The following is a 26,768-nucleotide window of genomic DNA, read 5'->3' as shown; positions in this document are numbered from 1 at the left end:
GATAGAATTATGCAGATAGAAATACAAAAGGAGCACCCTCTGCAGGTGCTCCTTACTCAAGATATTTTTCTATTTCGCAAAACGATGATTACCAATTGTAATTGTTACTTCTCTAGAAAAAATCCAAGAGCTTTTTGCTGTCTTAGGATTATAAAAATATAAAGAACCTTTGCCCATTCCACGAAATGCTAATGCTTCTTTTACAGCTTTTTTTGCAGATAAATCAGCAGGTTGATCAATTGTTCCGTTTTGTACTGGTGTAAAGGCATAGTAACCTTGATCCTTTTGGTAAATAACATTTTTTATGTCATTCGGAAATAATGAACTATCTACACGATTTAATACAACAGATGCTACCGCAACTTTCCCGGCATACGGCTCGCCTTTTGCTTCAGCATGAACAAGTCTTGCTAACAGATCGATCTCAGCAGTTGTTACATTTTGAGGTATAACTAATTTTTCACCGACGAATAATAAATGTGATGATTTATTATTTGTTGACATAATCTTTTTTACAGGTACACCATATTTTTTACCAATTAACCAAAATGTATCACCTGATTTTACTTGATGTGTTGTTGCAGCATTAGCTTTTGATTGTGGTGCCGCTATCGCTATAAGCGAGAAAGCTAATGTTGAAACAGCAACAAGTTTTACTATCATTTTTTTCATAGATTTATAACCTCCTAAAGGTTGCCTTTTAAATCAATTTTCCATTTTTATCTGCTATTTTCCCGGCCACATACACAAGACTAACAGGAATCTACATCGATAGCACCCCTCAAAATATGGTAGACATGCCATATGTTTAATAAAGCTTAACGGGCAAAAATTCGAATAAAAAAGAGCCTAGAAGCTATAGTAATCTAACTTCTAGGCTCTTTTAAATAACGATAGACAACATGTCCACCTTGCTGTGCGATTCCTCGAAAATGCTTAAAATCCTCACGAGCAACAAGGACCTCTCTAAAGGATAAAAACTGCTCTTTTGTTACATGGTATTCATGTAATTCCCCATCTTTTAATTTATTTAAAATGTCATTGATCGTTTGCTTGTCCATCTTTCTTCCTCACTTTGTAAGAAATTTTCAGATTTTCATTATAGATAAAGGATTCTTTATTTGCAAGAAGATTGAGCAGGTTAATTGGTTGCCTTCAACCAATTTTCGAGACGCTTAAATTCCTTTTTAGCATCTTCAATACCAAGTGAATATAGCTCTTCTAATTTTCGTTGATTTCTCTCAATTCTTCCAACTTTCAATGCTGAGCTTGGTCTTATAACAAACACTTTTCCCTGTTTTTCTTGCTCTCTAATATGTGTGATCGTATCATTATACATTTTATGTCTCATTAAAATTGCTTCTATTAAATTAGGATACTGGCGATATGCCTTGTTTAATAACCATCTAATGTTTGATTTTTTCTTAAAATAAGAGGCTTCTCTTGTTAAAACAACAATATTTCTCTTATTTCCGTCCTCTTCTGCTTTTTTAATTGGAACGGAATCAGTAATGCCTCCATCAAGTAAATGTTTCCCTTTATATTCAATAACAGGTGCAATAAATGGTAATGAACTTGATGCCCGAATGACAGTTAACATATCATTTCCATAATCCTTTTTATTAAAATAAACCGGTAAACCTGTGTGACAATCCGTTGCTGTAATGACAAATTCCTCAGGGCCTTTATAAAAGGTTTCATAATCGAATGGTACAAGTGAGTTAGGAATTTCATCAAAGATAAAATCCATCCCAAATAATTGACGATGCCTCACATAGTTTTGAAGAGATAGATAGTTTGGATGTGTGACATAGTCTATATTTACTTTGCGATTCCTCCCTTTTTGCCTAGATAAATAGGAGGCTCCGAAGCATGCTCCAGCTGAAACGCCTATCACGTATGGAACATATAAATCCTGTTCCATAAAATACTCTAAAACACCAGCTGTATAAATCCCGCGCATACCGCCACCTTCTAGTACTAAACCTGTGTCTTTCATGCTGAACGCTCCTTTAACTAAACTATTTTTTAATATAACATAAATCACCATCATGATCAGTTTTCAAGTATTGCTTAAAAAGTCATTCTTCTTGATTACATGGAAACAAAATCGTTATTTGTCATTTATTTGAAAAAATTAATAAAAACGCTTTACTTACTAAAAAAAATAGTGTTAAATAATTCTAATAGGGGTTATCTATTTCATTAGAGCCTTTGGCTCACCGCATTAAGCGTATACGTAAATGATTAGAGAGAAAGAGAGAATATCTAATCGTAGAAGAATATGTAAAGGAGCGAGGCAATGAAGATCGCTAAAGTTGGCAGTATCATTGAATTCAAGGATGGTTTAACAGGTGTTGTTGAAAAAGTAAATGAAAATTCCGTTATCGTAGATTTAACGTATATGGATAATTTTCATGATTTAGACCTTGATAGACGCACCGTTGTTAATCATAAAAACTATAAAATTATTAAAGATTCATTTTCTTAATAGAAAATCAACAACGAGAAGGACAATATGTCCTTCTCGTTTTATTTTTGTTCCTTTCTACTATTTGGAGGTAAAAGACATGTTTGATCATCCTCTTTGTTTTGCCGCTAAATCTCTTGAATACATCGAAAGTTGATGAAAAAAATCTAATCGTAAATATATTTGAGGCATAGTAAATAGATATCCAAAATCAAAAATAACATTTAAAAATAGACAAAACTTTAAAACACTCTAATTTTTCACTGTAAATAACTAGAGATTTTCTTCGGATTAGGCGCAAATTAACGTTAGTTGCATAAATAATAAGTAATGATTTTGTGACAGGAGTGAAAAAGTAATGATTAGAATAACAAATCATAAAATGAAACCCTCGTCCCCTCTCCAAAAGTCTAGATCGGTTAGTATGACAAGAAATTCACATCCAACAAATGGACCAAAGATGAAACTTACGAAGATTCCCTTTTCAAGTTATATTCATATTGATTGTTTTCTTCATAAACCCATTTATGGAGATAAAATAAAGCACACTTTGCAACATACCGATAATAATAAACCTGACCAAGGCATTTACACACAGCAATTTATCACTTCTACCTACTACCAAGAACAACCTTTTTGCAAACTTGTACATTCCAACATCCATGTAATCACCAGTTTATACCAAAAAGACCCAACAAAACTGAATCAGAAAAAAGAAAATGAACCAAACAATTTTACTCCACTTTCTAAAGAACATTCTTCTTCAATTGATACGAATGATAACATTGAACACGAAAATAACAATACATTTCCAAAAGCTCAACTCCCCATTGTACTTGGTGACTATGAAACAGAAATAATTCTTAATAGATCGATCCCTTTTAAAAAAGGAATTTCTAACATTATTGATGTTTCCAAAGAATTAGTGTTAACTAATTGTCAATTTCTTCCCACTGGCTTTTCTCAAGAATCGAACAAAACCAAAAGGTATGCTTCAAAAGGAACCTTATTTATTGAGGGTTATATTGAAGAAACAATAGAATATATACCTGCCATTAACCATGAATTAATACCACCTCGAGCTTGGGTAAAAGCTATCAATTATCAAATCGATCAGAAGATTATTATCGAATTAAAGATCCTCTTACTACAATTACAGATTGTAAATTCTAGTAAATATATCTAGATAACCATAGTAATAAAAAAACCTATTCTTAAATTCCACTATAAAACTAGTAATATCATCCATTCATAATAGAACAAAATGAATAAGGTATTGTGTAAAGTTTAAATATTACTTTTTAGGAGGAATTATAATGGGTTTTTATCCAAAGAATTCAACTAGTAAAGCAAATTGTTTAAATGCTAAAAAGAATTGTGAAGTGAAGTCTCGTACAGAAACACAACTCCCGGTTTCTACTGGTCCTGCTGTTGTTAATCCAAATCTAGTTAGCCCACTAATCAAGGTGCCACTTGTTTTAGCTGAACCAACTATTCAAGTAGTTGTAGAAGCAGATATTCCGCTAAATCCGCCAGCAGCTGAAATTAAACGTGTTTTAAAAGATGTATTTTTAACTCAATGTAAACTTGTTCCTGTTGGTCCTTTTACAGAAATTGATGATACTGGATTCTTCACTACTGCTGGAGCTAAATTATTTGTAGAAGGATATATTCGTAAAAACATTGAATATGCAACAAATGACTGCAATGGTTCAATTCGCACAACTACAGCAAATGTTCCTTTCTCTGGTTTTGCTGATATTTCTGCAGAATTGTTAAATGAACCAATCTTTGGATTTGGCGAGCAAAGAAGAGCACAATTTATCGATCCTGTAGGTTTAGAATCTCCTCGATTAGATAAGTATTTCTTTGAGAACAGTGTACTTTACAATGAACAGCCTTTCTGTGAACTAATTGGAGCTGATTTCTTTGAATTAGATTTTTCTCCTCATAAAGCACACACACCTGCTAAGTGCTATAGCACATTACGAGAAAAAATTGTTATGGATCTAACATTAAAAGTATTACAACACCAACAAATTCCTTTAAATGGAAATGGAAATGGCGACGATCTAACAAGCTCTTGTTAATGAAAACAGATAAAATTATTCTGTCGATTGAAATAATCATAAATATGTATAAATCTATGAAATGATAAAATCCTTTCATATAAAAAAGAGGACTGAACCATAAAGTCTAATTATCTAGACTTTTTGGTCAGTCCCGTTTTCATTTTCATCCATACCTCCAAATGGACGAGAAAGAAATGTCTGTCCGCATACATTGCATGCAAAATCACCTGCATATTCTCCTAAAAATCGCTGTTCCACCTGTGGGTGATTACATACTTGATTTCCCTTTTTCTCCCATTCCTTTCGCAGGTTGGAAGCTTCATGAAATTCCATAATAGGCACCTCCTGGATAAGATCTTTTAATTTATTGTATTTTCATTTTCATTTTATATTAGCTATTTTTTTAATAGAGTACACTGGCATAATCAAATAATACAAAATGATAAATTAATATTTTATCAGTAAATTTATCAATTATATATAAGAAAAATAACTCACTGATTGAAGCTGGTTTTCTTAACCTATTTGCTTTTCCAAAATTTATCTGTTAAGATAAAGAAGAATTATTTTTGTTCGGTCTGTAAGGAAAGAATAGTGTTTAAACTTTTCGCCTTTGATATCTAATTGAGCAACTATAGTAATAATTTGTGGATTAAATCCACCCAGGAGGAAACAAGCATGCAAAACGGTACAGTAAAATGGTTTAACGCAGAAAAAGGTTTCGGATTCATCGAAGTTGAAGGTGGAGACGACGTATTCGTACATTTCTCAGCTATCCAAGGCGAAGGATTTAAATCTTTAGATGAAGGTCAAAAAGTTACATTCGACACTGAACAAGGTCAACGTGGACTTCAAGCTACTAACGTAAACAAAGCGTAATTATTAAAGGACTCTATATTAGAGTCCTTTTTTATTTCTCTATTTTTAGATACTAAAAATCCCCACTCAAAAATGAGTGGGGAAGGCAAACAAATTAAAAGGTATTCAAATGGTTAACTAGAGCATAACACACTATCTGTATAATACCTATCTAAATTAAAAATAGTTAAGAATTAGATCTTTAATCTGGATCACTGAGAAAAAACTCTGCAGTCAAGCCAGCAACAAGAAGTGTCATAACTTTTGCTATAACTACGTCCACTGAAAAGTGAAACACTGTGAAATTCCGTATGGATTGTCTTTATATATCACACTTATATCGTTCATTTACACCTTAAAATATCGTCACTGTGACATCACATTAAATCACTCATTCACAGTACAATATCACATGACTGCAAAATACATACTTCTTATCGATTATCCACTGTCTCAGGATACAAGTCATGATTCATTAAACGGTATTGTGCCATTTCTTCATATTTTGTTCCTGGTTTTCCGTAGTTTGTGTAAGGATCAATCGAAATGCCTCCACGTGGTGTGAATTTTCCCCATACTTCAATATAACGTGGATCCATTAGCTCAATAAGATCATTCATAATGATGTTCATACAGTCCTCATGGAAATCCCCATGGTTTCTGAAGCTAAAAAGATATAGCTTTAACGATTTACTTTCAACCATTTTTTTGTCAGGAATATAACTAATATAAATAGTCGCAAAATCTGGTTGGTTTGTAATTGGACATAGTGAAGTGAATTCCGGACAATTGAATTTCACAAAATAATCACGATTCGGATGTTTATTATCAAATGATTCTAAAATATCTGGGGAATATTCAAACAAATATTTGACCCCTTGATTTCCTAATAATGTTACGTCTTTTAATTCTTCGTTTTTTCTTCCTGCCATGATATGGCCTCCTTACCTTCTAAGATTACACGCCGCGTTTGTTTCCCCAAACTAATGTATGAAGCTGTGGTAAAACACGTACAGTATTTAATTCTGAGTCAGCAATAACTTGATCGATTAACCATTCATATTTCTTTAGTAGATGTTGAATAAGATGCTCTGTATCAGTACCATGAACGTCATCATTCCCTACTTGCATGTAGAATGGAATGTTTGGATAACGTTTATGAACATGTTTAGCATATTGAAGATCTTCTTCATTAAACACTACAACTTTTAGACTAATAGACTGGTTGTTTTCAACTATTGTTAACTCGTGAATTAAATGATCAAGCTTTTCAAAATCCGTCTTCATACCAGAGCTAGGTGGTTTTGGAGAAATTGTTAAATCATCAATTTGCTTTAACCATTCTTGATATCTGCTGCCCTGTGTTTCGATTGCTATCTTCATTCCCTTTTCGTGAAGCAAGGTAATAAGTTCTTGAAGATTTGCTAAAAGAGCTGGATTTCCTCCTGAAATGGTGACATGCGAAAAACAATCTCCACCTAATTCAACTAACTCTGTCCAAATATCGTCAGCAGTCATTTGTCTAATATCATCTTTTGCAGATCCATCCCAAGTGAATGCTGAATCACACCAACTGCATGAATAATCACATCCAGCAGTACGAACAAACATTGTTTTTTGACCAATTACCATCCCTTCACCTTGGATGGTTGGGCCGAAAATTTCTAAAACCGGTACTTTTTTCACGATAGTTCCTCCTTATGTTTTGGACGGAACACAACATAACTAGTTGGTGTTTCTCTTACAAAAACTTGAACACATTTAGGTTGATTTGGTTTTGTATCTAAGTCCTTTTGAATCACTTCATATATTGCTCGTGCGACACCTTCAGTTGTAGGAAAATAATTAGGATCTTTTTCAGAAAAAAGATCCGTATGATCATTTAATAAGGAGTGATCAAAACGGTTATGAATCAGTTTTTTTAATGATGCAAAATTCACTAAAAAGCCAGATTCATCAAGCTCATTCCCAGCAATAGTAATGTTGACAAAATACGTGTGACCATGGACTTTTTGACATTTCCCAGCATCTTCATGAGGAATATAATGCGCTGCTGCAATATGCATATCCTTGTTTAACTCAAACTGGTAAGGATGTTGTACTTGAGGATAAATTTGTTGCATCATTGCTCATTCACCTCTTTTTCAGCCAAGTATTCATTAAGTCCTTTTTGACGTAGGTCACATGCCGGACATTCACCACATCCCTCAGCAATAATTCCGTTATAGCATGTAAGTGTCTTATTCCGTACAAAGTCTAGAACACCAAGATCATCAGCCATTTTCCATGTTTCTGCTTTATTAATCCACATAAGTGGTGTATGGATGACAAATGGACGATCTAAAGCTAAATTTAATGTTACATTGCATGACTTTACAAAAGCATCCCGACAATCAGGATACCCGCTAAAATCAGTTTCACATACCCCTGTTACAATATGTTTTGCTCCAATTTGGTTGGCTAAGATCGTTGCGAACGAGAGAAACAGCAGGTTTCGACCTGGAACAAAGGTTGATGGAAGTTCTCCTTCCTTTTGTTCAATCTCTATATCTGCTCTAGTTAAAGCATTTGGAGCTAACTGGTTTAATAAGGACATATCCAGAATATGGTGTTGAACACCTAATTCCTCAGCAATTGATTTAGCCACTTCGATTTCTAAGCTATGTCGTTGATTATAATTGAACGTGACTGCTACAACTTCCTTAAACTGTTGTAACGCCCAAAACAAACAAGTTGTACTATCTTGTCCACCACTAAAAACAACAACTGCCTTTTCATTCTTCATCTAAACCGTTCCCTTCACTCTCTATTCCGTGTATAACAGCGAATAAATAACACAAACTGTTACATATTAGATTTATATTTTGAACTTACTGTCTCAGTTCTAAGTGAACTTTTATAAATTAAAAAAACACCTTCGAAATTTGGTTTCGAGGTGCCTGCTTTTTGTCCATCTATAATAAAACTTATATCAAAGATATCATAGTTTTTTATAGAGGGTTTAGCTAGAACCTCTCCCAATTTGTCAAAATCGGATTTCTGTGTAATTTTCAACTTAGAAAATATATCACGAATAAATTGTTTTTGCAATGAATTTATCAATGGAGGAGTTCAAATGTCAATCAAACAAATCATCATTCGTGTTCGAACTAGCTTCTGGTACTTACCTGCTGTTTATAGTGTCATCGCCTTTATTTCAGCTATTATCAGTATGATAGTTGACAGATATTTGATGACACAAGATTTTTCAGTATATATTCCAAATGTATTTTTATCAGATGTGAATCTTGCTCAGACTATTCTTAGCTCATTATCAACTTCATTATTAACAATGACCACTATTACATTTTCATCCATTTTAGTTGTTTTGACGACCTATTTATCTCAATTTTCACCAAGAACTCTTCAAAATTTCATTACAGATCATCATACACAGCGGGTTTTAGGCATTTTTATTGGTGGATTTATCTATACGATCATTTTATTGCTGCTCGTTCGAAATAATGACCATCCTACATTTTTTATTGTTCCAACATTTGCAATTATCGTCTCCATTATTTGTTTAGGGATGTTCGTCTTTTTTATTCACCATGTTACCACTTGGATTAAAGTTAGCAACCTGATTTTCCATATCACACAAAAAACCATCCAAACCATTCATAAGCATTTTGTTGATGAAAATGCCTATAAAGAGGATCCTCCCTGGGAAAGTTGGGAATTCGATGAAATTCAAACCATAGAACCTTATCTATTATACAGTAAGCAAGCGGGATATATTGAATATATCGAATTTGATAAACTGATGACACAAGCCACGGAGGACAATCTAATCATAAAGGTTGAACAGGATCTAGGGAAATATGTTGATGAAGATACACCGCTTTTTTCAATTTGGAGGCTTGAGAATAAAGATCTTGCAAAAGTCTACTTGTCTTTCATTACAATTTCATCTGATCAAGAACCTGTCCAAGATGTTCATTTTGGACTTCAAAAGCTCGTGGAAATTGCCTTAAGAGCAATTTCACCTGCTATAAATGATCCCTACACAGCCATAAATAGCATTAATCATCTGGCAAAAATTCTATCTTTACTCGGTAAAAAACATTTAGCAACACCATTTTATTATGATCGACATCGTCAATTAAGAGTAATTTTTGAAAAACCTAGTTTTGATGATTATTTATATGAATGTTTTTATCAAATCCGCCATTATGGTCGAGAAGATGTGTCGGTTATGACTTCCATTTTAAAGGCACTATCCTTTATTGCTCAAACAAATTCTCCCTTTATTAAACAAGCTGTCTGGGACTTTACCTATTATATTGCAGAAGGAATAAAAGAAGTGGGATGGTTATCAAAGGACCAAGCTTATCTTAATAAACATTTAACAGAAGTGGCTAAAGCTTGTCAAAAACCTAAAAAAGTAAAAGAAGTGTTACTAACTGAAAAAAGGTGAGGAATCCCCCACCTTTTTTCTTATTGATCTTCTTTTTTCCCTGCTTCTACTGCTAGCTGATCAAATGATTTTACTTTACCATGAGGGTTTTGTGATTGCTTTCGTACTGTCCACTGACGATCTTTTTGAGATTTAGATTGTGTCATGTTCAAAACACCCCTTGTGATAAATTTTCGCTTCAGTCACGAAGCATTTTTATATTTTCCACAAGAGGCACATACAATTCTTAAACATCCTTTGAAGTATGACGGTTTCTACCAAAAATAAGAAATAATCCAATAATAATTAATATAACCGGCCAAAAGGAAAGAATGTTAAATGTAAATAAATGTTGAATGAGAAAGATAAATCCTAAGCCAGATAAAATAAAAATAGGTATGATCAATCCAAACTCTCTTCCACCAAATAACCATAATTCAAATAAACCAAATGCAACAGCAAAGAGATAAAATGGCCATGTAAAATGTGAAAACGACCAATTTGTTACCTCTTCAAACATAAAAAGCAAGCTTAAAACAAATAATATCCCACCGGGCACTAATAGTCCTGCTTGCTGTTTTTTACCTCCAGTTAAAAAGAATCCTAAATGAAATCCGACTGAAACAAATAACAGTATAATCGGCCACGAAAGATTCCACATATCTCCAATTAGTCCTAAAGTTTGGAACAAAAAGAATAGGCCTAAACCTACTAAACAAACACCATAAAATATTTTACCTTTTTTCAATTTACTCCCTCCCCTCACTATGTTATGAGCTCCCTCTATAGTACGACCTAATGTTGGAAAAAGTTTCATAAATAAGAAAAAAGAACCTACAAATGTAAGTTCTTTTTTCTCATTTAATTATGAAGTTGCGACTTTCTTATCTAATAAACTTGTGGTTGCTACAACTTGAGGAACCGTTGTGATTTCCAGGGAACGAATATGATGGTTTTCCATTTCATGCACTTTAAACATATGGGAACCAAATTCGATAAAATCTCCCTTTTTTATATCATATTGTTTTGTTAAGACCCAACCGCCAATTGTATCAACGTCAGAATCATCTATATCTAACCCTAACAATTCATTTATTTCACTAACTAGAACTTTTCCGTCTATAATATATCTAGCATCGGATAATTTCTGAATTAACGGTACTTCATCCGCGTCAAACTCATCACGAATTTCTCCTACAATTTCCTCTAAAATATCCTCAACAGTTACAAGTCCAGCTGTCCCTCCATATTCATCAATTAAGATAGCCATATGAATTCTTTCTCTTTGCATTTTTAGTAAAAGCTCATGAATTGGGATAGACTCTATTACTTGAATAATCGGCCGAACATATTTTTTAATCGAAAAAGCCTTTTGATTTTCGACATGTATCAGATCAGTAAAGATTTCTTTAATATTAACGATCCCTATAATATGATCTTTGTCTCCATCTACAATTGGGTATCGTGTGTATTTTTCATCTTTAATAATTTCAAGTTGTTCATGAATAGGTGCATCAATCGATAATGATACGATTTCAGTACGCGGTACCATAATTTCTTTGGCAATTCGATTATCGAATTCAAAGATTTTATTTACATACTTGAATTCAGATTGATTAATCTCTCCACTCTTATAGCTTTCTGAAAGAATAATTCTTAATTCTTCTTCACTATGTGCCAGTTCATGCTCCGATACAGGCTTGAATCCAAAAAGACCTGTAATAAATCGTGCTGAACCGTTTAAGATCCAAATAAATGGGTACATTATAAAATAAAAAGCCATTAATGGTTTGGCAAACCATAAACTAACAGCTTCAGCCTTTTGAATTGCAACTGTTTTAGGTGCTAATTCTCCTACAACTACATGTAAAAAGGTAATTGTAATAAAGGCGATCGAAAATGATAACACAGTCGCTACAGATGTAGGAAGAGCATACTGCTGAAACAATGGTTTTAGCATATGTTCAATGGTTGGTTCTCCGAGCCACCCTAAACCTAAAGCTGTTATAGTTATCCCTAACTGACAGGCTGACAAATATTCATCAAGATTATTGATGACTTTTTTTGCAGCACCTGCCTTTTTGTTTCCTTCTGCAATTAATTGGTCAATACGAGAGCTCCTTATTCTGATGATCGCAAATTCAGAAGCAACGAAAAAACCCGTAAGAGCGATTAAAATTGCAACAAGCAACAAATTCACTATGTCCAAATAAGCTTCCTTTCTCCGTTAATGACGGAAAAGGAGTCACCTCCTGAGAGTTAAGTCTTCCTTAAATAAATTTATGTCATTAACCTCTTTATTATCAGCGTCCGCTTGGAGTACAATAAGGGATGCGATAATTCTATTTATTTTTAACACTGCCCCATATTATCACCCCACAGTTTTAGTTAGAATTATCATAATACGAAAGAATCTCATCAGTCAAACGTTACACTTAGCCGATTTCTTAAATAAATATGTGATAATCCGTTTAAAAATACCTTTTACAAAGAAAAACAACATAATTTGACCAGAAATGAACCATTTTATCAATTTACCAAGATACTCCAATAGGAAATAAAAATAGCAACCATGATCATGATTGCTAAAATCTTACAATATCAAAAAAATTCTTATAAGAGTCTAAGTAAAAGTCCGCTCCTGGTGTTGGATTCTGAAAGAAGCAAGTTGATATCCCAATTTCCTTTGCTGGCAACAGGTCCAATAAGCGATCACCAATTGCTAAATCAAGAGTATATTTCTCATGAAGGTATCTGTATGAAGCAGAATCAGGTTTTCGAGGATATCCATCGTCTCCTGCAACAATTTCTTGAAAATATTCATTCCATTGATAATAATCTAAAATTACCTGTACTTCATCCCTCGGCTTATGAGTCATGATCACATTTATATTCGCTTTTTTGAGTATGTCCTCGACAAAAGGAAATGGTTTTTTCATTTCTGGTGAAAGTGATTTTTCTTTGCTCTTAAAAGTGTTAATTTCTTCTTCTGACAAATGAAAATGATTTGCTGCATGAGAAAAAGATACTTTAAGCTGCTTAAGGATTTCTTCCTCTGTCACACTTTCACCTATAAGCTCATGTAAAACAAGAGTAAATGCTGGATATGTATCAAATAAAGTTCCGTCAAAATCCCATAAAATGTTCACTCTTTTCACCCATTTCAATATCTATTTTTTTAATCCCCGATATGTTGCAGTTGTTAATTCTTTTATATACGGATCTATATCAGGCATATTGACATCATTTGCTAATTGTATTGCATAATGAATATCATATGGTACTCGAATAAATTGGATTGAAAAAGGGGCTTCCTCTTTTGACTTATATTCTCCTTCCAAAATAACATAAGCTGCAGAAGTATGATCAAGCGGATTTCCTACGCTACCCGTATTAAAAAGTGTTTTCCCATTTAGATGCTGAATAAAGGCATTATGAACATCACCATATCCAACTACATCTGGGTTAGACGGAGAATAGCCTGTTTGATCTGTGTTTTCAAACATACTGAGCCGTTTTTCAACAGAATCCCATGGTTGTATTCGCGTGTATAAACTAAAAGGTGATGCATGGAATAAACGGATGAATTTCCCGCTCATATAAAAATCAAGTGAAAACGCTAATGACTCCAAATAATTATTCTGCTCATCAGTTAATTGCTTTTGATGCCATTTTAATGTCTCAAATTCAGTTTCTTTTGTGATAAAGTCATCCCAATTCCCCTTCAATACCTGCTCACATGTTTGTTTGATTTTTTCTATCACCTCATATGAATTAGGTCCTTTCCCAACAAGATCTCCCAGGCAAAATATCCTTTTGATGCCTCGTTTTTCAATATCATCTAATACAGATTTAAGCGCTGGAATATTTCCATGTATATCAGAAATGATTGCAATTCGTTCCATAAAAAATAGCCTCCTTACTACTTCTAAAGCAGCTTGTCTTTTTATCACACTGAAGTGATATACTACTAATACTAATTGGTAAATCAAATCAGAATTTTTGAGATACTTTTTCTTTAGTGTAGCACAAGACAAAAATCATTCCGGTACTTTTTTTACTATTAATAAGACAAGCATTCCTAAGCAAACATAGCCGAAGATTGGATATAGGGATGAAATTAATGAACTATAGCCGATCTTACTGATAAATGCCGCAATACACAAGATTCCACAAATAATGACGATGCTTGGGATTTTTAGGAACGAAGAAATTTGTCTTTCTAATCCATATAAATTTCCAATAACAGATGTAAACACTTCACCATAAATAATGGCTATGTATATAAAATAGATGGCGTACATTGTTGATTTCATTACCTCTGCCATCGGAATATCAAAGTTTTCTACATTTGGTAAAGTAGAAAGTGCAATATGACTACTCACTAAAATAGCCGTGAGAAAAATCCCTCCAAGGATACCTCCTCTTTTCAACATTTTCTCATCATTTATTTCCTTTGCTAATGGAACAAGAACAGCTGCAGACATCGTTAAATTAAAGGCAGCATATGAGAAAGATGAAATGATCCATTTAAATGATGCAGAAGATTGTCCAGGGATATTAGAAAATGATTCAACAGAAAATGCTTGTACCCCTAAAAATAGACTAAAAAGAATTAACATAGGAACCACGATAAGATTCACACTAAAAAGCCCCTTTACTCCGAAACTCATAACTGCAATTGTTAATAATATCGTGATAACAACACCAAGTCGAACTGTAAGACCAAGTTGTTCCTTAAAAATAGCTCCTGCACCAGACAGCATGATTGATGTTAAACCTAGTAATACAATAAGCATAAATATATTTACAAATCTGCCAAATCTAGCCCCAAATAAATAAATCATAACATCTTGATAAGAAGTAGCTTGTAGCCTTTTTGATAGGATGAGCATTTTGGTACCAACAAACATAAAAAGAATCCCTGCTAACAGGATACCTGCAAGTCCGAACACACCATATTTTGTAAAAAATTCAACAATCTCTCTTCCTGTCGCAAAACCAGCCCCTACAACGGTCCCTACATAGACAGCCGCAATTTGAAAGGGCGCGATCCAAGATTTTCTCATCCAACACACCTCACTATAGTTATACAAGCTTGTATCATTATATGAGGGAAAAACAGGATGATTCTTTTTCGTTTGGAATACATTTTGGAAAAACTTTCATGAACAAAACAGTTGAAAGTCAAAAAAGGTCAAAGTATACTATAGTCAAAGAAGGTCAAATAACCGACCTTACTTTATTATCCCATTAGTCAAATTTGGTCAAGACTTCCGCCATCAATACTATTTTGAAAAGGAGTTTTGAAAAATGAAATGTGAAAAATGTCAAACAAAACAAGCATCAATTCATCTTAATATTCAAATTAATAAACAACTAAAACAACTAACTTTATGTCATGAATGTTATGAATCATATAAACAAGCCATTCCTACTGGATTAACCGGGGGATTTTCATCTTTTCCTTTTGATCAATTTTTCAAAGGTTTCCAGCAACATTCGGCAGCAATGGAACAACCGCAAACACAGGTCCAACAAGGTGGAGGCGGCATCCTTGATCAATTAGGTCGTAATTTAACATCTGCTGCACGTGCAGGTCTTATTGACCCTGTCATTGGACGCGAGGATGAAGTAGATCGAGTCATTGAGATTTTAAACCGTCGTAATAAAAATAATCCTGTTCTAATTGGAGAGCCAGGCGTCGGAAAAACAGCAATTGTGGAAGGTCTTGCACTAAAAATTGTTAATGGGACTGTACCTGCTAAGCTTGCAAACAAAGAGGTTTATTTATTAGACGTTGCTTCACTTGTAGCAAACACAGGTATTAGAGGTCAATTTGAAGAAAGAATGAAAAAGTTAATTGAAGATTTGCAAAAACGTAAAAATATTATTTTATTCATCGATGAGATCCACCAGGTAGTAGGTGCAGGATCTGCTGAAGGATCAATGGATGCTGGTAATATCTTAAAACCAGCTTTAGCTAGAGGTGAATTACAATTAGTTGGAGCAACTACCTTAAAGGAATATCGTCAAATTGAAAAAGACGCAGCTTTAGAAAGACGCTTCCAACCAGTAATGGTTCATGAACCATCGCTTGAAAAAGCGATTGAGATCATTAAAGGTATTCAAGAAAAGTATGAAAACTATCATCACGTCACATATACCGATGAAGTGATCCAAGCTTGCGTAAATCTCTCACACCGCTACATTCAGGACAGATATCTTCCTGATAAAGCGATTGATTTACTTGATGAGGCAGGCTCGAAAAAGAATTTAATGCAAAGCTCATCTTCTCATGATGAAATTGAAAAACGTTTAGTTCAACTTAAAAAAGAAAAGCAAGAGGCAACAAATGCAGAAAACTATGAGTTAGCTGCAAAACTACGTGATGAAGAAAACCGTTTAAAAGCGCAATTAAATCAAAATGAAACTACTGCTGAAAAACTAACTGTTACTATTGAAGATATTCAAGCTATTATTGAAACGAAAACAGGTATTCCAGTTGGCAAGCTTCAGCAACATGAACAATCACAAATGAAGCATTTAGAACAAAATCTTTCAAATAAAGTGATTGGTCAAGAAGATGCTGTTAAAAAGGTTGCAAAAGCTATTAGACGAAGCAGAGCAGGCTTAAAATCAAAAACAAGACCAATTGGCTCCTTCCTATTTGTTGGTCCTACTGGTGTTGGTAAAACCGAGCTTACTAAATCATTGGCTGAAGAATTATTCGGATCAAAAGATGCGATGATTCGCCTTGATATGAGTGAATATATGGAGAAACATGCTGTATCAAAAATTATTGGTTCACCACCTGGTTATGTAGGACACGATGAAGCGGGACAATTAACCGAAAAAGTTCGTCGAAACCCATATAGCATCATTTTATTAGACGAAATTGAAAAAGCTCATCCTGATGTTCAGCATATGTTTTTACAAATATTAGAAGACGGGCGATTAACTGATAGTCAAGGGCGTACAGTCAGCTTCAAAGATACTGTCATTATTATGACAAGTAATGCAGGTGTTGGTGAAAAACGTGTGACTGTCGGCTTTGAAACGTCTTCAAACACAGCTGTTGAAGAAAGCAAACTATTAGAATCATTAGGTTCATTCTTTAAGCCAGAATTTCTAAATCGATTTGATAACATTATTGAGTTTTCTTCATTAGAAAAAGAAGATCTCTTAAAAATTGTAACACTGATGATTGATGAGCTCGCTGTGTCTTTAGCAGAACAACAGATTTCCATTACTGTTTCTGATAAAGCAAAAGAAAAGTTAGCATCCCTCGGATATCATCCTGCATTCGGTGCCCGCCCACTACGTAGGGTTATCCAAGAGCAAGTAGAAGATAAGATCACAGATCTCTTATTAGATCAACAAGAAATAAAACAAATTGATATTGATGTAGAAAATGATGACATTATTGTAAAATAAATTCTGAAGGGATTGTCTTAATTGGACAATCCCTTTTTTAATCATATCTAAAAAAAGCCTTCTATTTATGTTAATATTTTCATAGTGTGTTTATTTTTCAACTATTCTAAACAGGGAGGGATAAAACTTGTTTTTGATTCGATTTTTCCTAAAAGCTCTACAAATGAACAACTGGGTACTTATTTTCTCTACATTAACACTTGTTCTTTCAAGCAGTTATATTATTTATTATATTGAACCAGAAACGTTTACCAGCCCGTTTGAAGGACTATGGTGGACAATGACAACCGTTGCTACTGTTGGATATGGCGATGTTTCACCGACAACGGTAGGTGGAAAAATCTTTGCTATGCTTCTATACATTGTCGGCATTGGACTCATGAGTATTTTCATCGGGAAAGTGATCGACTTCTTTAGCATACGAAAACGATTAAAGGAGGAAGGGAAATTGACTATTGCAACGAAAAATCACATTCTATTAATTAATTGGACAAAAAAGGCCTCTATTACACTCGACGAGCTCTTAAAAGCATTCGAACATATCCGAGTTGTCATCGTCGATGAACATTTACCTAAAACGCCGATTCAGCATGACAGAGTTGAGTTTGTAAAAGGAAATCCAGCAAATATCTCTGTCCTTGAACAAGCCAATATTCTCCACTCTAAATCAGTCATGGTCTTTTCACCAGATGATTTACAGACTGCATCTCAAGCAGATGGTCACACATTATTAATTGCTTCAATGATAAAAGGAATTGAAAAGGAGAAGAATACAGATATTTACACTCTTTGTGAGGTCACAAATTCTGCTCATATTAATGCATTTGCACATGTAAATGTCAATGAATACATAACAGCTAACGACACAGCAGCACATCTCGCCGCACGTTCAATTCTCTTTAATGGATCAAGTGAAGTCATTCGTCAGCTCACAAGCAATGAAGGATATGACTTATACTCTATTTCGAAAAAACCTGAATGGAAAACATATGAAGATGCTAGGACAGCTCTTTCAGTAAAGGGAGCACTTCTTGTTTCAAATGGTAATGACCTATCTATTATTAATCGTCTACAGGAACCAATCCCTGAAGACGCTAATTTATTTATTATTTGTAATGATGATAGTTATATGGATATTGTTTCTTAAGAATTCAAAAACAAGTAAGACTGTAGGCTTTGAATCCTATTTTCTCACTTGTTTTTTATTTTATAATATTTATCCTAAGTTACCACCATACGTTGTCATGGCATGTCTGCATTGTACATATACATGCAATGAGGTGTTGTTCATGATAAAAAGCTCTACAATATTTTTATTTATTTCTTTCATATTTCTTTTTTTAAATGGATCCGCCATTAGCTTCATCTTCTTTCAAGTACGATTAGGAGAAGCTTTTGGAATTGCATTATTTTGCGGTACAAGTCTATTTGGCGCTTTATTAGCATCCATTGCATACGAGAAAAATTCAAACTATTACTCTCGTTTGTTTTTCTACAGCAATTTAGTCGTTACTTTTCTCCCCTTCTATTACTACGGAGTTTCTAATCTTTTAAGTTGATTATCCTAAGTCAAAAGAATGAAAAAACTCCAACACTTTGATGACCTCTTTTTCCATCCTGTTGCTGACGTCATTTTTTCATATCTCCTATATGATGTGATTAACAAGATCATTCATAGGAGATGAAAAAATGTTTTTTAATGAATATACTCATAAACAACTGTATGAATTTTTTTTATACGAACTTGAAATTGAACTAACTCAACGATACGACAATATTAACCAGAATGATGAAATGTTAGAAACAGCAACTACAAAAAAATCCAAACAAGTTTATTAAAAAAGCAATATGACAAAGGCAAACCCTTTGTCATATTACTTTTAAAAACTTCTTTTCATAAACCCTAAATTTTTTCCTATTTCCTCCGATATAATACATAAGAAAATAATGAGGAATTTGGTGATTTACAATGGATAAAACGTCATTAATTGGTTTGTTTCTAGCAATTATTGCAGTAGGTGTTGGAATGTTCTTAAAAGGAGTTAGCCCGTCTGTCCTTTTAAACCCTGCTGCATTATTAATCATTGTTTTAGGGACCATCGCAGCAGTGGTTATCGCATTTCCAACGAGTGAAATTAAAAAAGTTCCAAAACTATTTGGAATTATCTTTAAAGATCAAAAAACGTTAACAATACAAGAATTAATACCGTTATTCTCAGAATGGGCTCAAGTAGCCCGCAAAGAGGGTTTACTTGCACTTGAAGCAAAATTATCAGAAGTTGAAGATCCTTTTTTACATAGTGGATTACTTATGGCTGTTGATGGGCAAAATGCAGAGTTTATTCGCGATGTTATGACAGAAGAAATTGAAGCAATGGAAGAGCGGCATCAGGCATCCGCAACCATTTTTACCCAGGCAGGGACTTATGCCCCGACCCTAGGTGTTCTTGGAGCTGTTGTCGGATTGATTGCGGCCCTTTCTGATATGAGTAATACAGATGAATTAGGTCATGCCATTAGTGCAGCATTCGTTGCTACAATGCTAGGGATTTTTACCGGATATGTTCTGTGGCATCCATTTGCAAACAAATTAAAACGCAAATCAAAGCAAGAAGCACAAGTAAAGCAAGTCATGATTGAAGGTGTACTATCTGTTTTAGAAGGACAGGCTCCAAAAGCGATTGAACAGAAGTTAGCAACATACCTTCCAGTGGCTGAAAGAAACAAACTACATGCTGCTGTCACCGGGGGAGAGAGCATAGATGGCTAAGAAGAAAAAACATAAGCACCATGATGAACATATGGATGAGTCATGGCTTGTTCCTTACGCTGATTTATTAACACTTGTTCTTGCCCTCTTCATTGTATTATTTTCAATGAGCTCAGTTGATGCACAAAAATTTCAACAAATAGCAAGGTCGCTAAATGCTGCTTTTACAGGTGGAACCGGTGTATTAGAATATCCAAGCCCAACACCTGAAGCACAAATGGAGCAGCTTAATATGGGAAAAGAGCAATCTGAAGAAAATATAGAAGAAGCTCAAAAACGATTAGAGCAGCAGAATTTACAAAAGATACAGGAAAAAATTAATACTTATATTAAAAACAATAATCTTGAAACAAAGTTACAGACTACTTTAACTGACGAAGGATTAATGATTACGATTTTAAATGATATTTTTTTTGATTCGGGAAGTGCGGATATTCGCTCAAAAGATGTCCAGTTAGCAAGAGAAATATCAGGATTACTAGTTATGAATCCCCCTCGCAATATTATTGTAAGCGGACATACAGACAATGTACCAATCAACAACTCAGATTTTGATTCTAACTGGCATTTAAGTGTAATGCGTGCAGTTAATTTCATGAAAATATTAATTGAAAATGATAAGCTTGATGCCAAAGCATTTAGTGCAAAGGGATTTGGTGAATACAAACCTGTTGAAAGCAATGATACAAAAGAAGGGAGACAGAAAAACCGAAGAGTTGAAGTTCTAGTTTTACCCCATGAGCAAAAAGAATGAACTTATAGATGAAAAGGATCATCCTAATTTTTGGATGATCCTCTTTACTAATTTTCTATAATTACTCGCCCTTCATTAAATCGTTGGCATGAAAACCGACCTTTTTAAGGAGCTCAGTGACAAGCTTTTTCTCTTCATCTGTTAAAACACTAACAATTTCATTTATTTTCTCTTGATGCGGCGGAAAGATTTCTTCAATTAATTGCTGCCCTTTGTCAGTGATTTGGGCATGTGTTACACGACGGTCATTAGGACATGCTCTTCTTTCCAATAATCCTTTTTTCTCTAATTTATCGACTACATATGTGATGCTTCCACTTGCAAGGAGTATTTTCCCACCTATTTGCTGCAATGGTTGAGCACCCTTATGATAAAGAAGCTCAAGTACGGCAAATTCAGTTGGATTTAAATTAAAAGTCGATATATGTTTATTCACGACATCGTTAAAAGCTCTATGTGCTCGTGAAAGAACGATAAAAAACTTTAATGAATCTTCTATATTATTTGTTTTTGCCATTTTTCTCAACCCTTTAAAATTATCTTGAATTCAAAATAATGAATCAGCATAATAATAGACTATGTAAATCAGAATGTCAAACTCTTAGGAATGTTCATCGTTTAAACTATATCTTACACAAGTTCTTGATTTGTAGCAATACTTCAGGGCATTCCATATTTAAAGATCCATTATCACACCAAGCCCATTTCATCATATACTTACATAGAGTCATGGTTACTCAATGTATGAATGTTACAAATTTTTATGAATTCTTTGTTCTAAGATCGTTAGATTTCCTTTTATATGATTATTTTAAACGAATTTGTTTCTAGATATTAAAGGATTCAGCTATAATAGTGCTAAGTAACGTTTTGGAAACAAAGGGTATCCATTATTAAAAGGAGAAAACTCATATGTCTGATGTATTATTAGGTAGTATTTTATCAGCCCTATCAACAGGATTAGGAGCCATTCCTATTCTTTTTTTACAAAAAACCATTACTCATCGCTGGAGAGACATTTTATTAGCCTTTACAGCTGGTATCATGATGACTGCTGCGATGTTAGGCTTAATACCAGAATCATTAAAATTTGGTGGGTTGTTAGAGGTAAGCATCGGATTATTCCTAGGAGTATTGGTCCTTACTTCTCTGGAGAGAGCGATCCCTCATATGGATTTAAATCATACTAGAAGTGGAATAAAGTTTGATGAAAAGGCATTGCTCATTATCGCAGCTATTACGTTGCATAATATACCAGAAGGATTATCTGTTGGGGTAAGTTACGCGTCAGCAGGAAATGAAAATGAAACTGGTAACTTAATTGCATTTGCGATTGGCTTGCAAAATGCTCCAGAAGGTTTTTTAGTTGCCCTGTTTTTAATCAACCAAAGTATTAAAAGGGGAAAAGCATTTTTAATTGCAACCGCGACTGGAGCTGTAGAAATTGTAGCTTCATTACTAGGGTTTTATTTAATAAGATATGTAGAATTTCTTGTCCCGTATGGATTAGCCTTTGCGGCGGGGGCAATGTTATTTATAATCTACAAGGAACTTATTCCTGAGTCTCACGGTGATGGAAACGAACAGTTTGCCACCTACTCCTTTATTACTGGGATATTATGTATGGTCATTCTGATCAATAGCTTTTAAGTGACAAAATGAAAAAATACAGTGCTTGTACACTGTATTTTTTATTTACTTTATATGTTAATAAGAATACGTACCTTGAATCGAAAACATATTCATCTTTGGAACAAACTGCGTAAATGGTCCTCGTGTTGGTTTCTTTTCATCTAAAAGGATTTGTTGGTACTCATTTAAAAGCACGTCCAAATCTTGGCTGCATTTAACCGCTAGTTCACTTGTATAACCTTCTCTATTTGCTGTTTCAATCATTTCTTTTCTTTTATGGTTTATTAATTCAAGTAATCTTAATTTCATATGATCAGTATCCATCATATTGCCTCCTAGTCATTCATTTTCTACGAGAATCTAGGACTTCATAAGAGCATGCATTATCAAAATCCGTTTTACTATGACAAAAATTATTACAGAATTTTTCAAATCTGTAAAGACTAACGCATATTTAGACATCTTTTGCATGACTAAATATGACAATATTTCAAACTTCCTCAATTTCGCTTGCTTTTATTGAACTTTATTCCCACTTTATGTAATCTTTAAACTTCCCTTTCATCTTTCACTGCATTCTCATTTTACACATCATTTTTTTCTTACAGGTTAAAATAGTAGGAAGTCTTATCTAATAGTGAAGGCAAATTCTAATAAAGGAGTATCACATATGAGAATATTATTGATATTGGCTGTTCTTTTTTTCATGTTTGTACCTTCCACCCTTTCTGAAGCTCCTAATACCCAAAATCGTAAGCATGTTGCCATTGTCATTGATGATTTTGGAAATGATATGAAAGGAACTGATGAGATTCTTTCCTTACCTATTCCCCTCACTGTTGCCGTTATGCCTTTTTTATCAACTACTAAAAAAGATGCAGAGCTTGCTCACAAAAAGGGACATGAAGTTATTCTTCATCTTCCGATGGAACCATTACATGGGAAGAAAAGCTGGCTTGGACCTGGAGCAATTTCAAGTAATTTATCAAATAAGGAAGTACGAGAAAGAGTCATAAAAGCTATAGAAGATGTTCCTTACGCTGTAGGTATGAATAATCATATGGGGTCTAAAATCACCTCAGATCCGCGGATTATGAGAATTATTTTGGAGGTATGTCAGGAGAAAGGATTATATTATTTAGATAGTAAAACAACCGGAAAAAGTGTTGTGGAAAAATTGGCTAATGAATTAGGTGTACCATACCTAGAAAACGAATTATTTATTGATGAACAATATACAACAAGTCATATTGTAAAACAGGCCAATTTATTATTAAGCCGTATCGAAAATGATACGGATATTATTGCGATCGGTCATGTTGGCATTGCAGGAGAAAAAACAGCTTCTGTTTTAAAACAATATGTACCAAAGGTAAAAGAAAAGGCACAGCCTGTTACATTATCTGAATTATTTATTCATCCAGAAGATGTGACAAATTTTCAATAATAGTACATCATAGGGACTGTTCTAATTTTCCCCATAACTAGACAGTCCCCTATCCGCATTAATTTGTTTTTTCGATACGATCGATAGCTGTAATTCGAAAATCCTTATCTTCTAATTTCTTCACAATTTTTTGAAGCTTTTGATCTGATAAATTATCAGAAAGATTGATGATAATTCTTCTTATGTATTTGTCACCATTATCTAAGGTTAACAAACCTTCAATATTGATATCCTTTACTGCTGTTACTAAATCCTTTATTGCACCTTTATGCTCCTTTGTTCCAACCGTTAAAAGCACTCCCCCTGTTTTCATACCGAAGGAATCTTCCAATACATCCATAATGTTTGAATGTGTAATAATACCGGAAAATTCATTTTGTTCATTAATAACGGCTAAAAAAGGTAAACGACGGATAGTTAAAAATGTTTTAAAAAAGAGTCCTCTTCAAATATATAGGCATCCCGATTTTGAATAAAAGGTTCAATAGGATCTGTTTCCTTTCCACTATTTTCTACGAAATGCTCTAATAAGTGAACTTTATAGATAAAACCAACAAATGTTTTCCCCTCATCCTTTAAAACAGGTATTGATCTATATCCTGTTTCTTTTAAATAATCGTATGCCTCTTTAACTGTCCACTGACTATCACAATATTTAACCTCTGCTTTTTTTACGTAATGATAGCGAACTTTCATTAAACTACCTCCTTGTAGTTTTCTTGATAAAAATTTATTCTAGCCCTATTTTATAGCAAAGAACATATAATAATAACAGTTTTGAGCCTTTACATAAAAAAAACTTGAAAGCTGTTGCAATTTCCCCTTTGGTAACATATAATTTATTGTAACAAAATGGAAAGGGTGAATGTTGATACAATGAAGTTCTAATCTTTTTTTCAGGCTATTATTATTCATTTATATTTTGAATCTTAATATTACCTAGAGAAATTGGATTAGTCTGCATTCTTCAACATTATACATCCTTATAATGAAATAAATGTGATCTGTTTTTGCAGATACATTGTTTTATCATGATTATGTATATTTTTTTAGAATGATCTCTCTAGGTTAGGGAGGTTTTTTTATGCTTACTGTACGAAATATTCATAAACATTATGGAGATCGACAGATTTTAAACGATGTTTCATTTGAGATAAAAAAACAAGATCGAATCGGTCTTGTAGGAATTAATGGTGCAGGGAAGTCAACTCTTGCTAACTTGATTTACGGTAAGCTGGAGCCTGATGCTGGATCGATTGTAAAAAATCCTGCACTTAGAATCGGTTATCTACAACAGTCCGTTGATTATCAAATATCCAATAACTCAAATTTATCAGGTGAATTTCTTGAGAAGACAAGTGAATTAGGACTTTCAAAATATCAATCCTGGGACAATGATCGCTTCTCACATTTAAGCGGTGGTGAAAAACTTAAAATTGCATTAGCTGAGGTTTGGTCAAATCATCCGCATATTCTTCTTCTTGATGAACCAACGAATCATCTTGATTATCAAGGGATCCATTGGTTGATAGAGCAGCTTGATTCCTTCAAAGGTGCTGTAATCGTTATATCTCATGACCGTTACTTTTTAGATCAAACTGTTCAGCAAATATTTGACCTGGAAAACGGGAAGCTCACAGCCTATGAAGGAAATTATTCTGCCTTTTATGAGAAAAAGAAAAAAAATCGGGAAGTTCAATTACACCATTATCAAAATCAACAAAAAGATATTGCAAAAGTTGAAGGGCAAATGGAGCAATTACAACAGTGGGCAGGAAAAGCCCATCGAACAATGCGGGATCAAGAAGGAATGAAAGAATTCCATGGTGTTAAAGCAAAAAAAATCGACCGAGCAATAAAATCAAAAATGAAAAGATTAAATAACGAATTAGAAAAAAACAAGGTTGAAAAACCTACTGAGGATAAAAACATCGCCTTTCAATTTAAAGGAAACGAAAAAAGAGGCAAGCGAATCATCGAGGCAAAAGACCTTACTAAGAGATTTCCGAATAGAATGCTGTTTCATCAAAGTCATTTCTTTATAAAACATGGAGAAAAAATTGGAATCTATGGACCAAATGGTTCTGGGAAAACAACATTATTAAACATGTTTAGAGGTGAAGAATCGAGAACAGCTGGTAATCTAACTATTAGCCCCTCACTTAAAATCGCAAGCTTAAGCCAAGATGTTGCTGATATGGATATCTCACAGACCGGTTTAGAAGCGTTACAACTTTCAGATCGAGATCAGATATTGAAGGCAAGGACTATCCTCGCAAATATGGGTATGAACGCAAAAACGCTAAGTCAGTGTGTTGGAACTTTAAGTCTAGGAGAACGGACGAGAATTAAATTAACAAACATGCTTTTAAATGAATACGATATGCTGATTCTTGATGAACCGACGAATCATTTAGATTTAGCAAGCCGACATCAATTGGAAAAAACTTTGAAGGATTATTCTGGTACAATCCTCGTTGTTTCCCATGATGTCTATTTCCTCCAGCATGTTTGTGATAAGCTTCTTGTATTCGAAGATCAAAAAATTAAGCGGGTAGAAATGTCTATTGAAGAGTATGAAGAAAAACGTAGAACAGCTCAAGAATCCACCTCTTCAACTACACAAGAAATGGAAGAGGAATTATTACGTGTGAACACAGAAATATCTGCCATATTGGGTGAAATTAGTTTATTAACTCCTAATTCTGAGAAATATCATGTACTTGATCAAGCTTTCAAAAGCTTAACAAAGAAAAAACGAGAATTATTAAATAAAGCGGAGATCTAATTTCTCCGCTTTTTTATCCCACTCTTTGCGGCAGTAAAATCCCATTTCAAGCTTCTGAGTTGATAAGAAGGTAGGTGGGGGATAACTGCCCGTTATAAAAGTCCG

29 protein-coding genes and 1 pseudogene are annotated in these 26,768 nt (G+C 33.9%); 12 read left to right on the top strand and 18 right to left on the bottom strand.

Annotated elements, in window-relative coordinates:
• Positions 1 to 69: 69 nt before the first annotated feature.
• From AC4GZ8_RS12040 to AC4GZ8_RS12030, 3 genes are all read right to left on the bottom strand, one after another.
• On the bottom strand, positions 70 to 672 hold the full coding sequence (locus AC4GZ8_RS12040) for a cell wall hydrolase (RefSeq protein ID WP_491082089.1): 603 nt from the start codon (positions 670 to 672) through the stop codon (positions 70 to 72).
• Positions 673 to 866: 194 nt separating this feature from the next.
• A complete protein-coding gene (ykzS, locus tag AC4GZ8_RS12035; protein WP_491082088.1) occupies positions 867 to 1,061 on the bottom strand; it encodes a protein YkzS in 195 nt (64 codons plus the stop codon).
• Positions 1,062 to 1,141: 80 nt separating this feature from the next.
• Positions 1,142 to 1,999, bottom strand: coding sequence for a patatin-like phospholipase family protein (locus AC4GZ8_RS12030; protein ID WP_491082087.1), 858 nt, complete (start codon positions 1,997 to 1,999; stop codon positions 1,142 to 1,144).
• Between the two features lie 303 nt (positions 2,000 to 2,302).
• Between AC4GZ8_RS12030 and AC4GZ8_RS12025 the strand changes: the two genes are divergently transcribed.
• From AC4GZ8_RS12025 to AC4GZ8_RS12015, 3 genes are all read left to right on the top strand, one after another.
• On the top strand, positions 2,303 to 2,491 hold the full coding sequence (locus AC4GZ8_RS12025) for a YkvS family protein (RefSeq protein WP_491082086.1): 189 nt from the start codon (positions 2,303 to 2,305) through the stop codon (positions 2,489 to 2,491).
• Between the two features lie 337 nt (positions 2,492 to 2,828).
• Positions 2,829 to 3,656 carry a BC_2427 family protein gene (locus AC4GZ8_RS12020; protein WP_491082085.1) on the top strand — a complete coding sequence of 276 codons (828 nt, stop codon included), beginning with the start codon at positions 2,829 to 2,831 and terminating at the stop codon, positions 3,654 to 3,656.
• 130 nt (positions 3,657 to 3,786) lie between these two features.
• Positions 3,787 to 4,560 carry a CsxC family protein gene (locus AC4GZ8_RS12015; RefSeq protein WP_491082084.1) on the top strand — a complete coding sequence of 258 codons (774 nt, stop codon included), beginning with the start codon at positions 3,787 to 3,789 and terminating at the stop codon, positions 4,558 to 4,560.
• 114 nt (positions 4,561 to 4,674) lie between these two features.
• Here AC4GZ8_RS12015 and AC4GZ8_RS12010 read toward each other — a convergent pair whose 3' ends face one another.
• On the bottom strand, positions 4,675 to 4,875 hold the full coding sequence (locus AC4GZ8_RS12010) for a hypothetical protein (protein ID WP_491082083.1): 201 nt from the start codon (positions 4,873 to 4,875) through the stop codon (positions 4,675 to 4,677).
• Positions 4,876 to 5,220: 345 nt separating this feature from the next.
• Here AC4GZ8_RS12010 and AC4GZ8_RS12005 point away from each other — a divergent pair, with 345 nt between their 5' ends.
• Positions 5,221 to 5,421, top strand: coding sequence for a cold-shock protein (locus tag AC4GZ8_RS12005; RefSeq protein WP_491082082.1), 201 nt, complete (start codon positions 5,221 to 5,223; stop codon positions 5,419 to 5,421).
• Positions 5,422 to 5,834: 413 nt separating this feature from the next.
• On the opposite strand, the gene queF is transcribed toward AC4GZ8_RS12005, so the two are convergent.
• Genes queF through queC form a run of 4 tightly spaced genes read right to left on the bottom strand, consistent with a single transcriptional unit; the run spans position 5,835 to position 8,185 of the window.
• The gene (gene queF / locus AC4GZ8_RS12000; RefSeq protein ID WP_216772943.1) at positions 5,835 to 6,332 is read right to left on the bottom strand and encodes a preQ(1) synthase; all 498 of its coding nucleotides are present in this window, start codon (positions 6,330 to 6,332) and stop codon (positions 5,835 to 5,837) included.
• Between the two features lie 25 nt (positions 6,333 to 6,357).
• The gene (queE, locus tag AC4GZ8_RS11995) at positions 6,358 to 7,086 is read right to left on the bottom strand and encodes a 7-carboxy-7-deazaguanine synthase QueE (RefSeq protein WP_491082081.1); all 729 of its coding nucleotides are present in this window, start codon (positions 7,084 to 7,086) and stop codon (positions 6,358 to 6,360) included.
• Positions 7,083 to 7,526, bottom strand: a complete 444-nt coding sequence (gene queD, locus AC4GZ8_RS11990) for a 6-carboxytetrahydropterin synthase QueD (RefSeq protein ID WP_491082080.1) — start codon at positions 7,524 to 7,526, stop codon at positions 7,083 to 7,085. The genes queE and queD overlap by 4 nt, the downstream gene beginning before the upstream one ends.
• On the bottom strand, positions 7,523 to 8,185 hold the full coding sequence (gene queC / locus AC4GZ8_RS11985) for a 7-cyano-7-deazaguanine synthase QueC (protein ID WP_491082079.1): 663 nt from the start codon (positions 8,183 to 8,185) through the stop codon (positions 7,523 to 7,525). Before queC ends, queD begins: the two co-directional genes overlap by 4 nt.
• A 330-nt stretch (positions 8,186 to 8,515) precedes the next feature.
• On the opposite strand from queC, the gene AC4GZ8_RS11980 reads away from it, so the two are divergent.
• Positions 8,516 to 9,856 (top strand): DUF2254 domain-containing protein, encoded by a 1,341-nt coding sequence (locus AC4GZ8_RS11980; protein ID WP_491082078.1) that lies wholly within the window; start codon positions 8,516 to 8,518, stop codon positions 9,854 to 9,856.
• 20 nt (positions 9,857 to 9,876) lie between these two features.
• Here AC4GZ8_RS11980 and AC4GZ8_RS11975 read toward each other — a convergent pair whose 3' ends face one another.
• From AC4GZ8_RS11975 to AC4GZ8_RS11950, 6 genes are all read right to left on the bottom strand, one after another.
• Positions 9,877 to 10,002: a DUF6254 family protein gene (locus tag AC4GZ8_RS11975; RefSeq protein WP_491082077.1), complete on the bottom strand. Its 126-nt coding sequence runs from the start codon at positions 10,000 to 10,002 to the stop codon at positions 9,877 to 9,879.
• A gap of 80 nt (positions 10,003 to 10,082) precedes the next feature.
• The gene (locus AC4GZ8_RS11970) at positions 10,083 to 10,583 is read right to left on the bottom strand and encodes a LiaI-LiaF-like domain-containing protein (protein WP_491082076.1); all 501 of its coding nucleotides are present in this window, start codon (positions 10,581 to 10,583) and stop codon (positions 10,083 to 10,085) included.
• Positions 10,584 to 10,700: 117 nt separating this feature from the next.
• On the bottom strand, positions 10,701 to 12,044 hold the full coding sequence (locus AC4GZ8_RS11965) for a hemolysin family protein (protein WP_491082075.1): 1,344 nt from the start codon (positions 12,042 to 12,044) through the stop codon (positions 10,701 to 10,703).
• A gap of 376 nt (positions 12,045 to 12,420) precedes the next feature.
• Positions 12,421 to 12,984, bottom strand: a complete 564-nt coding sequence (locus AC4GZ8_RS11960) for an HAD-IA family hydrolase (protein WP_491082074.1) — start codon at positions 12,982 to 12,984, stop codon at positions 12,421 to 12,423.
• A gap of 21 nt (positions 12,985 to 13,005) precedes the next feature.
• The gene (locus AC4GZ8_RS11955; protein WP_491082073.1) at positions 13,006 to 13,740 is read right to left on the bottom strand and encodes a metallophosphoesterase family protein; all 735 of its coding nucleotides are present in this window, start codon (positions 13,738 to 13,740) and stop codon (positions 13,006 to 13,008) included.
• A 135-nt stretch (positions 13,741 to 13,875) separates the two neighbouring features.
• Positions 13,876 to 14,904: a YkvI family membrane protein gene (locus AC4GZ8_RS11950; RefSeq protein WP_491082072.1), complete on the bottom strand. Its 1,029-nt coding sequence runs from the start codon at positions 14,902 to 14,904 to the stop codon at positions 13,876 to 13,878.
• Between the two features lie 244 nt (positions 14,905 to 15,148).
• Between AC4GZ8_RS11950 and AC4GZ8_RS11945 the strand changes: the two genes are divergently transcribed.
• Entirely contained in the window at positions 15,149 to 17,272 is a 2,124-nt protein-coding gene (locus AC4GZ8_RS11945) for an ATP-dependent Clp protease ATP-binding subunit (protein WP_491082071.1), read from the top strand.
• 127 nt (positions 17,273 to 17,399) lie between these two features.
• Positions 17,400 to 18,419 carry a potassium channel family protein gene (locus tag AC4GZ8_RS11940; protein ID WP_491082070.1) on the top strand — a complete coding sequence of 340 codons (1,020 nt, stop codon included), beginning with the start codon at positions 17,400 to 17,402 and terminating at the stop codon, positions 18,417 to 18,419.
• A 69-nt stretch (positions 18,420 to 18,488) separates the two neighbouring features.
• Here AC4GZ8_RS11940 and AC4GZ8_RS11935 read toward each other — a convergent pair whose 3' ends face one another.
• Positions 18,489 to 18,629, bottom strand: coding sequence for a hypothetical protein (locus AC4GZ8_RS11935; protein WP_491082069.1), 141 nt, complete (start codon positions 18,627 to 18,629; stop codon positions 18,489 to 18,491).
• Positions 18,630 to 19,241: 612 nt separating this feature from the next.
• Between AC4GZ8_RS11935 and motA the strand changes: the two genes are divergently transcribed.
• Both motA and motB read left to right on the top strand, forming a co-directional pair.
• Entirely contained in the window at positions 19,242 to 20,042 is an 801-nt protein-coding gene (motA, locus tag AC4GZ8_RS11930; RefSeq protein ID WP_491082068.1) for a flagellar motor stator protein MotA, read from the top strand.
• Entirely contained in the window at positions 20,035 to 20,796 is a 762-nt protein-coding gene (gene motB / locus AC4GZ8_RS11925; RefSeq protein WP_491082067.1) for a flagellar motor protein MotB, read from the top strand. The genes motA and motB overlap by 8 nt, the downstream gene beginning before the upstream one ends.
• A gap of 61 nt (positions 20,797 to 20,857) precedes the next feature.
• Here motB and AC4GZ8_RS11920 read toward each other — a convergent pair whose 3' ends face one another.
• Positions 20,858 to 21,313 carry a MarR family winged helix-turn-helix transcriptional regulator gene (locus AC4GZ8_RS11920; RefSeq protein ID WP_491082066.1) on the bottom strand — a complete coding sequence of 152 codons (456 nt, stop codon included), beginning with the start codon at positions 21,311 to 21,313 and terminating at the stop codon, positions 20,858 to 20,860.
• A gap of 395 nt (positions 21,314 to 21,708) precedes the next feature.
• On the opposite strand from AC4GZ8_RS11920, the gene AC4GZ8_RS11915 reads away from it, so the two are divergent.
• Positions 21,709 to 22,446, top strand: coding sequence for a ZIP family metal transporter (locus AC4GZ8_RS11915; RefSeq protein ID WP_491082065.1), 738 nt, complete (start codon positions 21,709 to 21,711; stop codon positions 22,444 to 22,446).
• Positions 22,447 to 22,503: 57 nt separating this feature from the next.
• On the opposite strand, the gene AC4GZ8_RS11910 is transcribed toward AC4GZ8_RS11915, so the two are convergent.
• The gene (locus AC4GZ8_RS11910; RefSeq protein ID WP_491082064.1) at positions 22,504 to 22,752 is read right to left on the bottom strand and encodes a Spo0E family sporulation regulatory protein-aspartic acid phosphatase; all 249 of its coding nucleotides are present in this window, start codon (positions 22,750 to 22,752) and stop codon (positions 22,504 to 22,506) included.
• A 346-nt stretch (positions 22,753 to 23,098) separates the two neighbouring features.
• Between AC4GZ8_RS11910 and AC4GZ8_RS11905 the strand changes: the two genes are divergently transcribed.
• Entirely contained in the window at positions 23,099 to 23,875 is a 777-nt protein-coding gene (locus AC4GZ8_RS11905) for a divergent polysaccharide deacetylase family protein (protein ID WP_491082063.1), read from the top strand.
• 58 nt (positions 23,876 to 23,933) lie between these two features.
• On the opposite strand, the pseudogene cbpA reads toward AC4GZ8_RS11905, so the two are convergent.
• Positions 23,934 to 24,571 (bottom strand): annotated as a pseudogene (gene cbpA / locus AC4GZ8_RS11900) (cyclic di-AMP binding protein CbpA).
• A 388-nt stretch (positions 24,572 to 24,959) separates the two neighbouring features.
• Between cbpA and abc-f the strand changes: the two are divergent.
• Positions 24,960 to 26,663, top strand: a complete 1,704-nt coding sequence (gene abc-f, locus AC4GZ8_RS11895) for a ribosomal protection-like ABC-F family protein (RefSeq protein WP_491082062.1) — start codon at positions 24,960 to 24,962, stop codon at positions 26,661 to 26,663.
• Positions 26,664 to 26,768: the final 105 nt, after the last annotated feature.

Source organism: Metabacillus sp. RB-C-LZQ-3-1 (assembly GCF_058315175.1).
The sequence above is the reverse complement of the archived record's forward strand: the minus strand, read 5'-3'. Positions and strand labels throughout refer to the sequence as shown.

What these genes read in the sequence shown, in the direction of transcription:
- AC4GZ8_RS12040 (WP_491082089.1), bottom strand. Translation starts at nt 672, where the DNA reads ATGAAAAAAATGATAGTAAAACTTGTTGCTGTTTCAACATTAGCTTTC.
- ykzS (WP_491082088.1), bottom strand. Translation starts at nt 1,061, where the DNA reads ATGGACAAGCAAACGATCAATGACATTTTAAATAAATTAAAAGATGGG.
- AC4GZ8_RS12030 (WP_491082087.1), bottom strand. Translation starts at nt 1,999, where the DNA reads ATGAAAGACACAGGTTTAGTACTAGAAGGTGGCGGTATGCGCGGGATT.
- AC4GZ8_RS12025 (WP_491082086.1), top strand. Translation starts at nt 2,303, where the DNA reads ATGAAGATCGCTAAAGTTGGCAGTATCATTGAATTCAAGGATGGTTTA.
- AC4GZ8_RS12020 (WP_491082085.1), top strand. Translation starts at nt 2,829, where the DNA reads ATGATTAGAATAACAAATCATAAAATGAAACCCTCGTCCCCTCTCCAA.
- AC4GZ8_RS12015 (WP_491082084.1), top strand. Translation starts at nt 3,787, where the DNA reads ATGGGTTTTTATCCAAAGAATTCAACTAGTAAAGCAAATTGTTTAAAT.
- AC4GZ8_RS12010 (WP_491082083.1), bottom strand. Translation starts at nt 4,875, where the DNA reads ATGGAATTTCATGAAGCTTCCAACCTGCGAAAGGAATGGGAGAAAAAG.
- AC4GZ8_RS12005 (WP_491082082.1), top strand. Translation starts at nt 5,221, where the DNA reads ATGCAAAACGGTACAGTAAAATGGTTTAACGCAGAAAAAGGTTTCGGA.
- queF (WP_216772943.1), bottom strand. Translation starts at nt 6,332, where the DNA reads ATGGCAGGAAGAAAAAACGAAGAATTAAAAGACGTAACATTATTAGGA.
- queD (WP_491082080.1), bottom strand. Translation starts at nt 7,526, where the DNA reads ATGATGCAACAAATTTATCCTCAAGTACAACATCCTTACCAGTTTGAG.
- queC (WP_491082079.1), bottom strand. Translation starts at nt 8,185, where the DNA reads ATGAAGAATGAAAAGGCAGTTGTTGTTTTTAGTGGTGGACAAGATAGT.
- AC4GZ8_RS11980 (WP_491082078.1), top strand. Translation starts at nt 8,516, where the DNA reads ATGTCAATCAAACAAATCATCATTCGTGTTCGAACTAGCTTCTGGTAC.
- AC4GZ8_RS11975 (WP_491082077.1), bottom strand. Translation starts at nt 10,002, where the DNA reads ATGACACAATCTAAATCTCAAAAAGATCGTCAGTGGACAGTACGAAAG.
- AC4GZ8_RS11955 (WP_491082073.1), bottom strand. Translation starts at nt 13,740, where the DNA reads ATGGAACGAATTGCAATCATTTCTGATATACATGGAAATATTCCAGCG.
- AC4GZ8_RS11950 (WP_491082072.1), bottom strand. Translation starts at nt 14,904, where the DNA reads ATGAGAAAATCTTGGATCGCGCCCTTTCAAATTGCGGCTGTCTATGTA.
- AC4GZ8_RS11945 (WP_491082071.1), top strand. Translation starts at nt 15,149, where the DNA reads ATGAAATGTGAAAAATGTCAAACAAAACAAGCATCAATTCATCTTAAT.
- AC4GZ8_RS11935 (WP_491082069.1), bottom strand. Translation starts at nt 18,629, where the DNA reads ATGGCGGATCCATTTAAAAAAAGAAATATGAAAGAAATAAATAAAAAT.
- motA (WP_491082068.1), top strand. Translation starts at nt 19,242, where the DNA reads ATGGATAAAACGTCATTAATTGGTTTGTTTCTAGCAATTATTGCAGTA.
- motB (WP_491082067.1), top strand. Translation starts at nt 20,035, where the DNA reads ATGGCTAAGAAGAAAAAACATAAGCACCATGATGAACATATGGATGAG.
- AC4GZ8_RS11920 (WP_491082066.1), bottom strand. Translation starts at nt 21,313, where the DNA reads ATGGCAAAAACAAATAATATAGAAGATTCATTAAAGTTTTTTATCGTT.
- AC4GZ8_RS11915 (WP_491082065.1), top strand. Translation starts at nt 21,709, where the DNA reads ATGTCTGATGTATTATTAGGTAGTATTTTATCAGCCCTATCAACAGGA.
- AC4GZ8_RS11910 (WP_491082064.1), bottom strand. Translation starts at nt 22,752, where the DNA reads ATGGATACTGATCATATGAAATTAAGATTACTTGAATTAATAAACCAT.
- AC4GZ8_RS11905 (WP_491082063.1), top strand. Translation starts at nt 23,099, where the DNA reads ATGAGAATATTATTGATATTGGCTGTTCTTTTTTTCATGTTTGTACCT.
- abc-f (WP_491082062.1), top strand. Translation starts at nt 24,960, where the DNA reads ATGCTTACTGTACGAAATATTCATAAACATTATGGAGATCGACAGATT.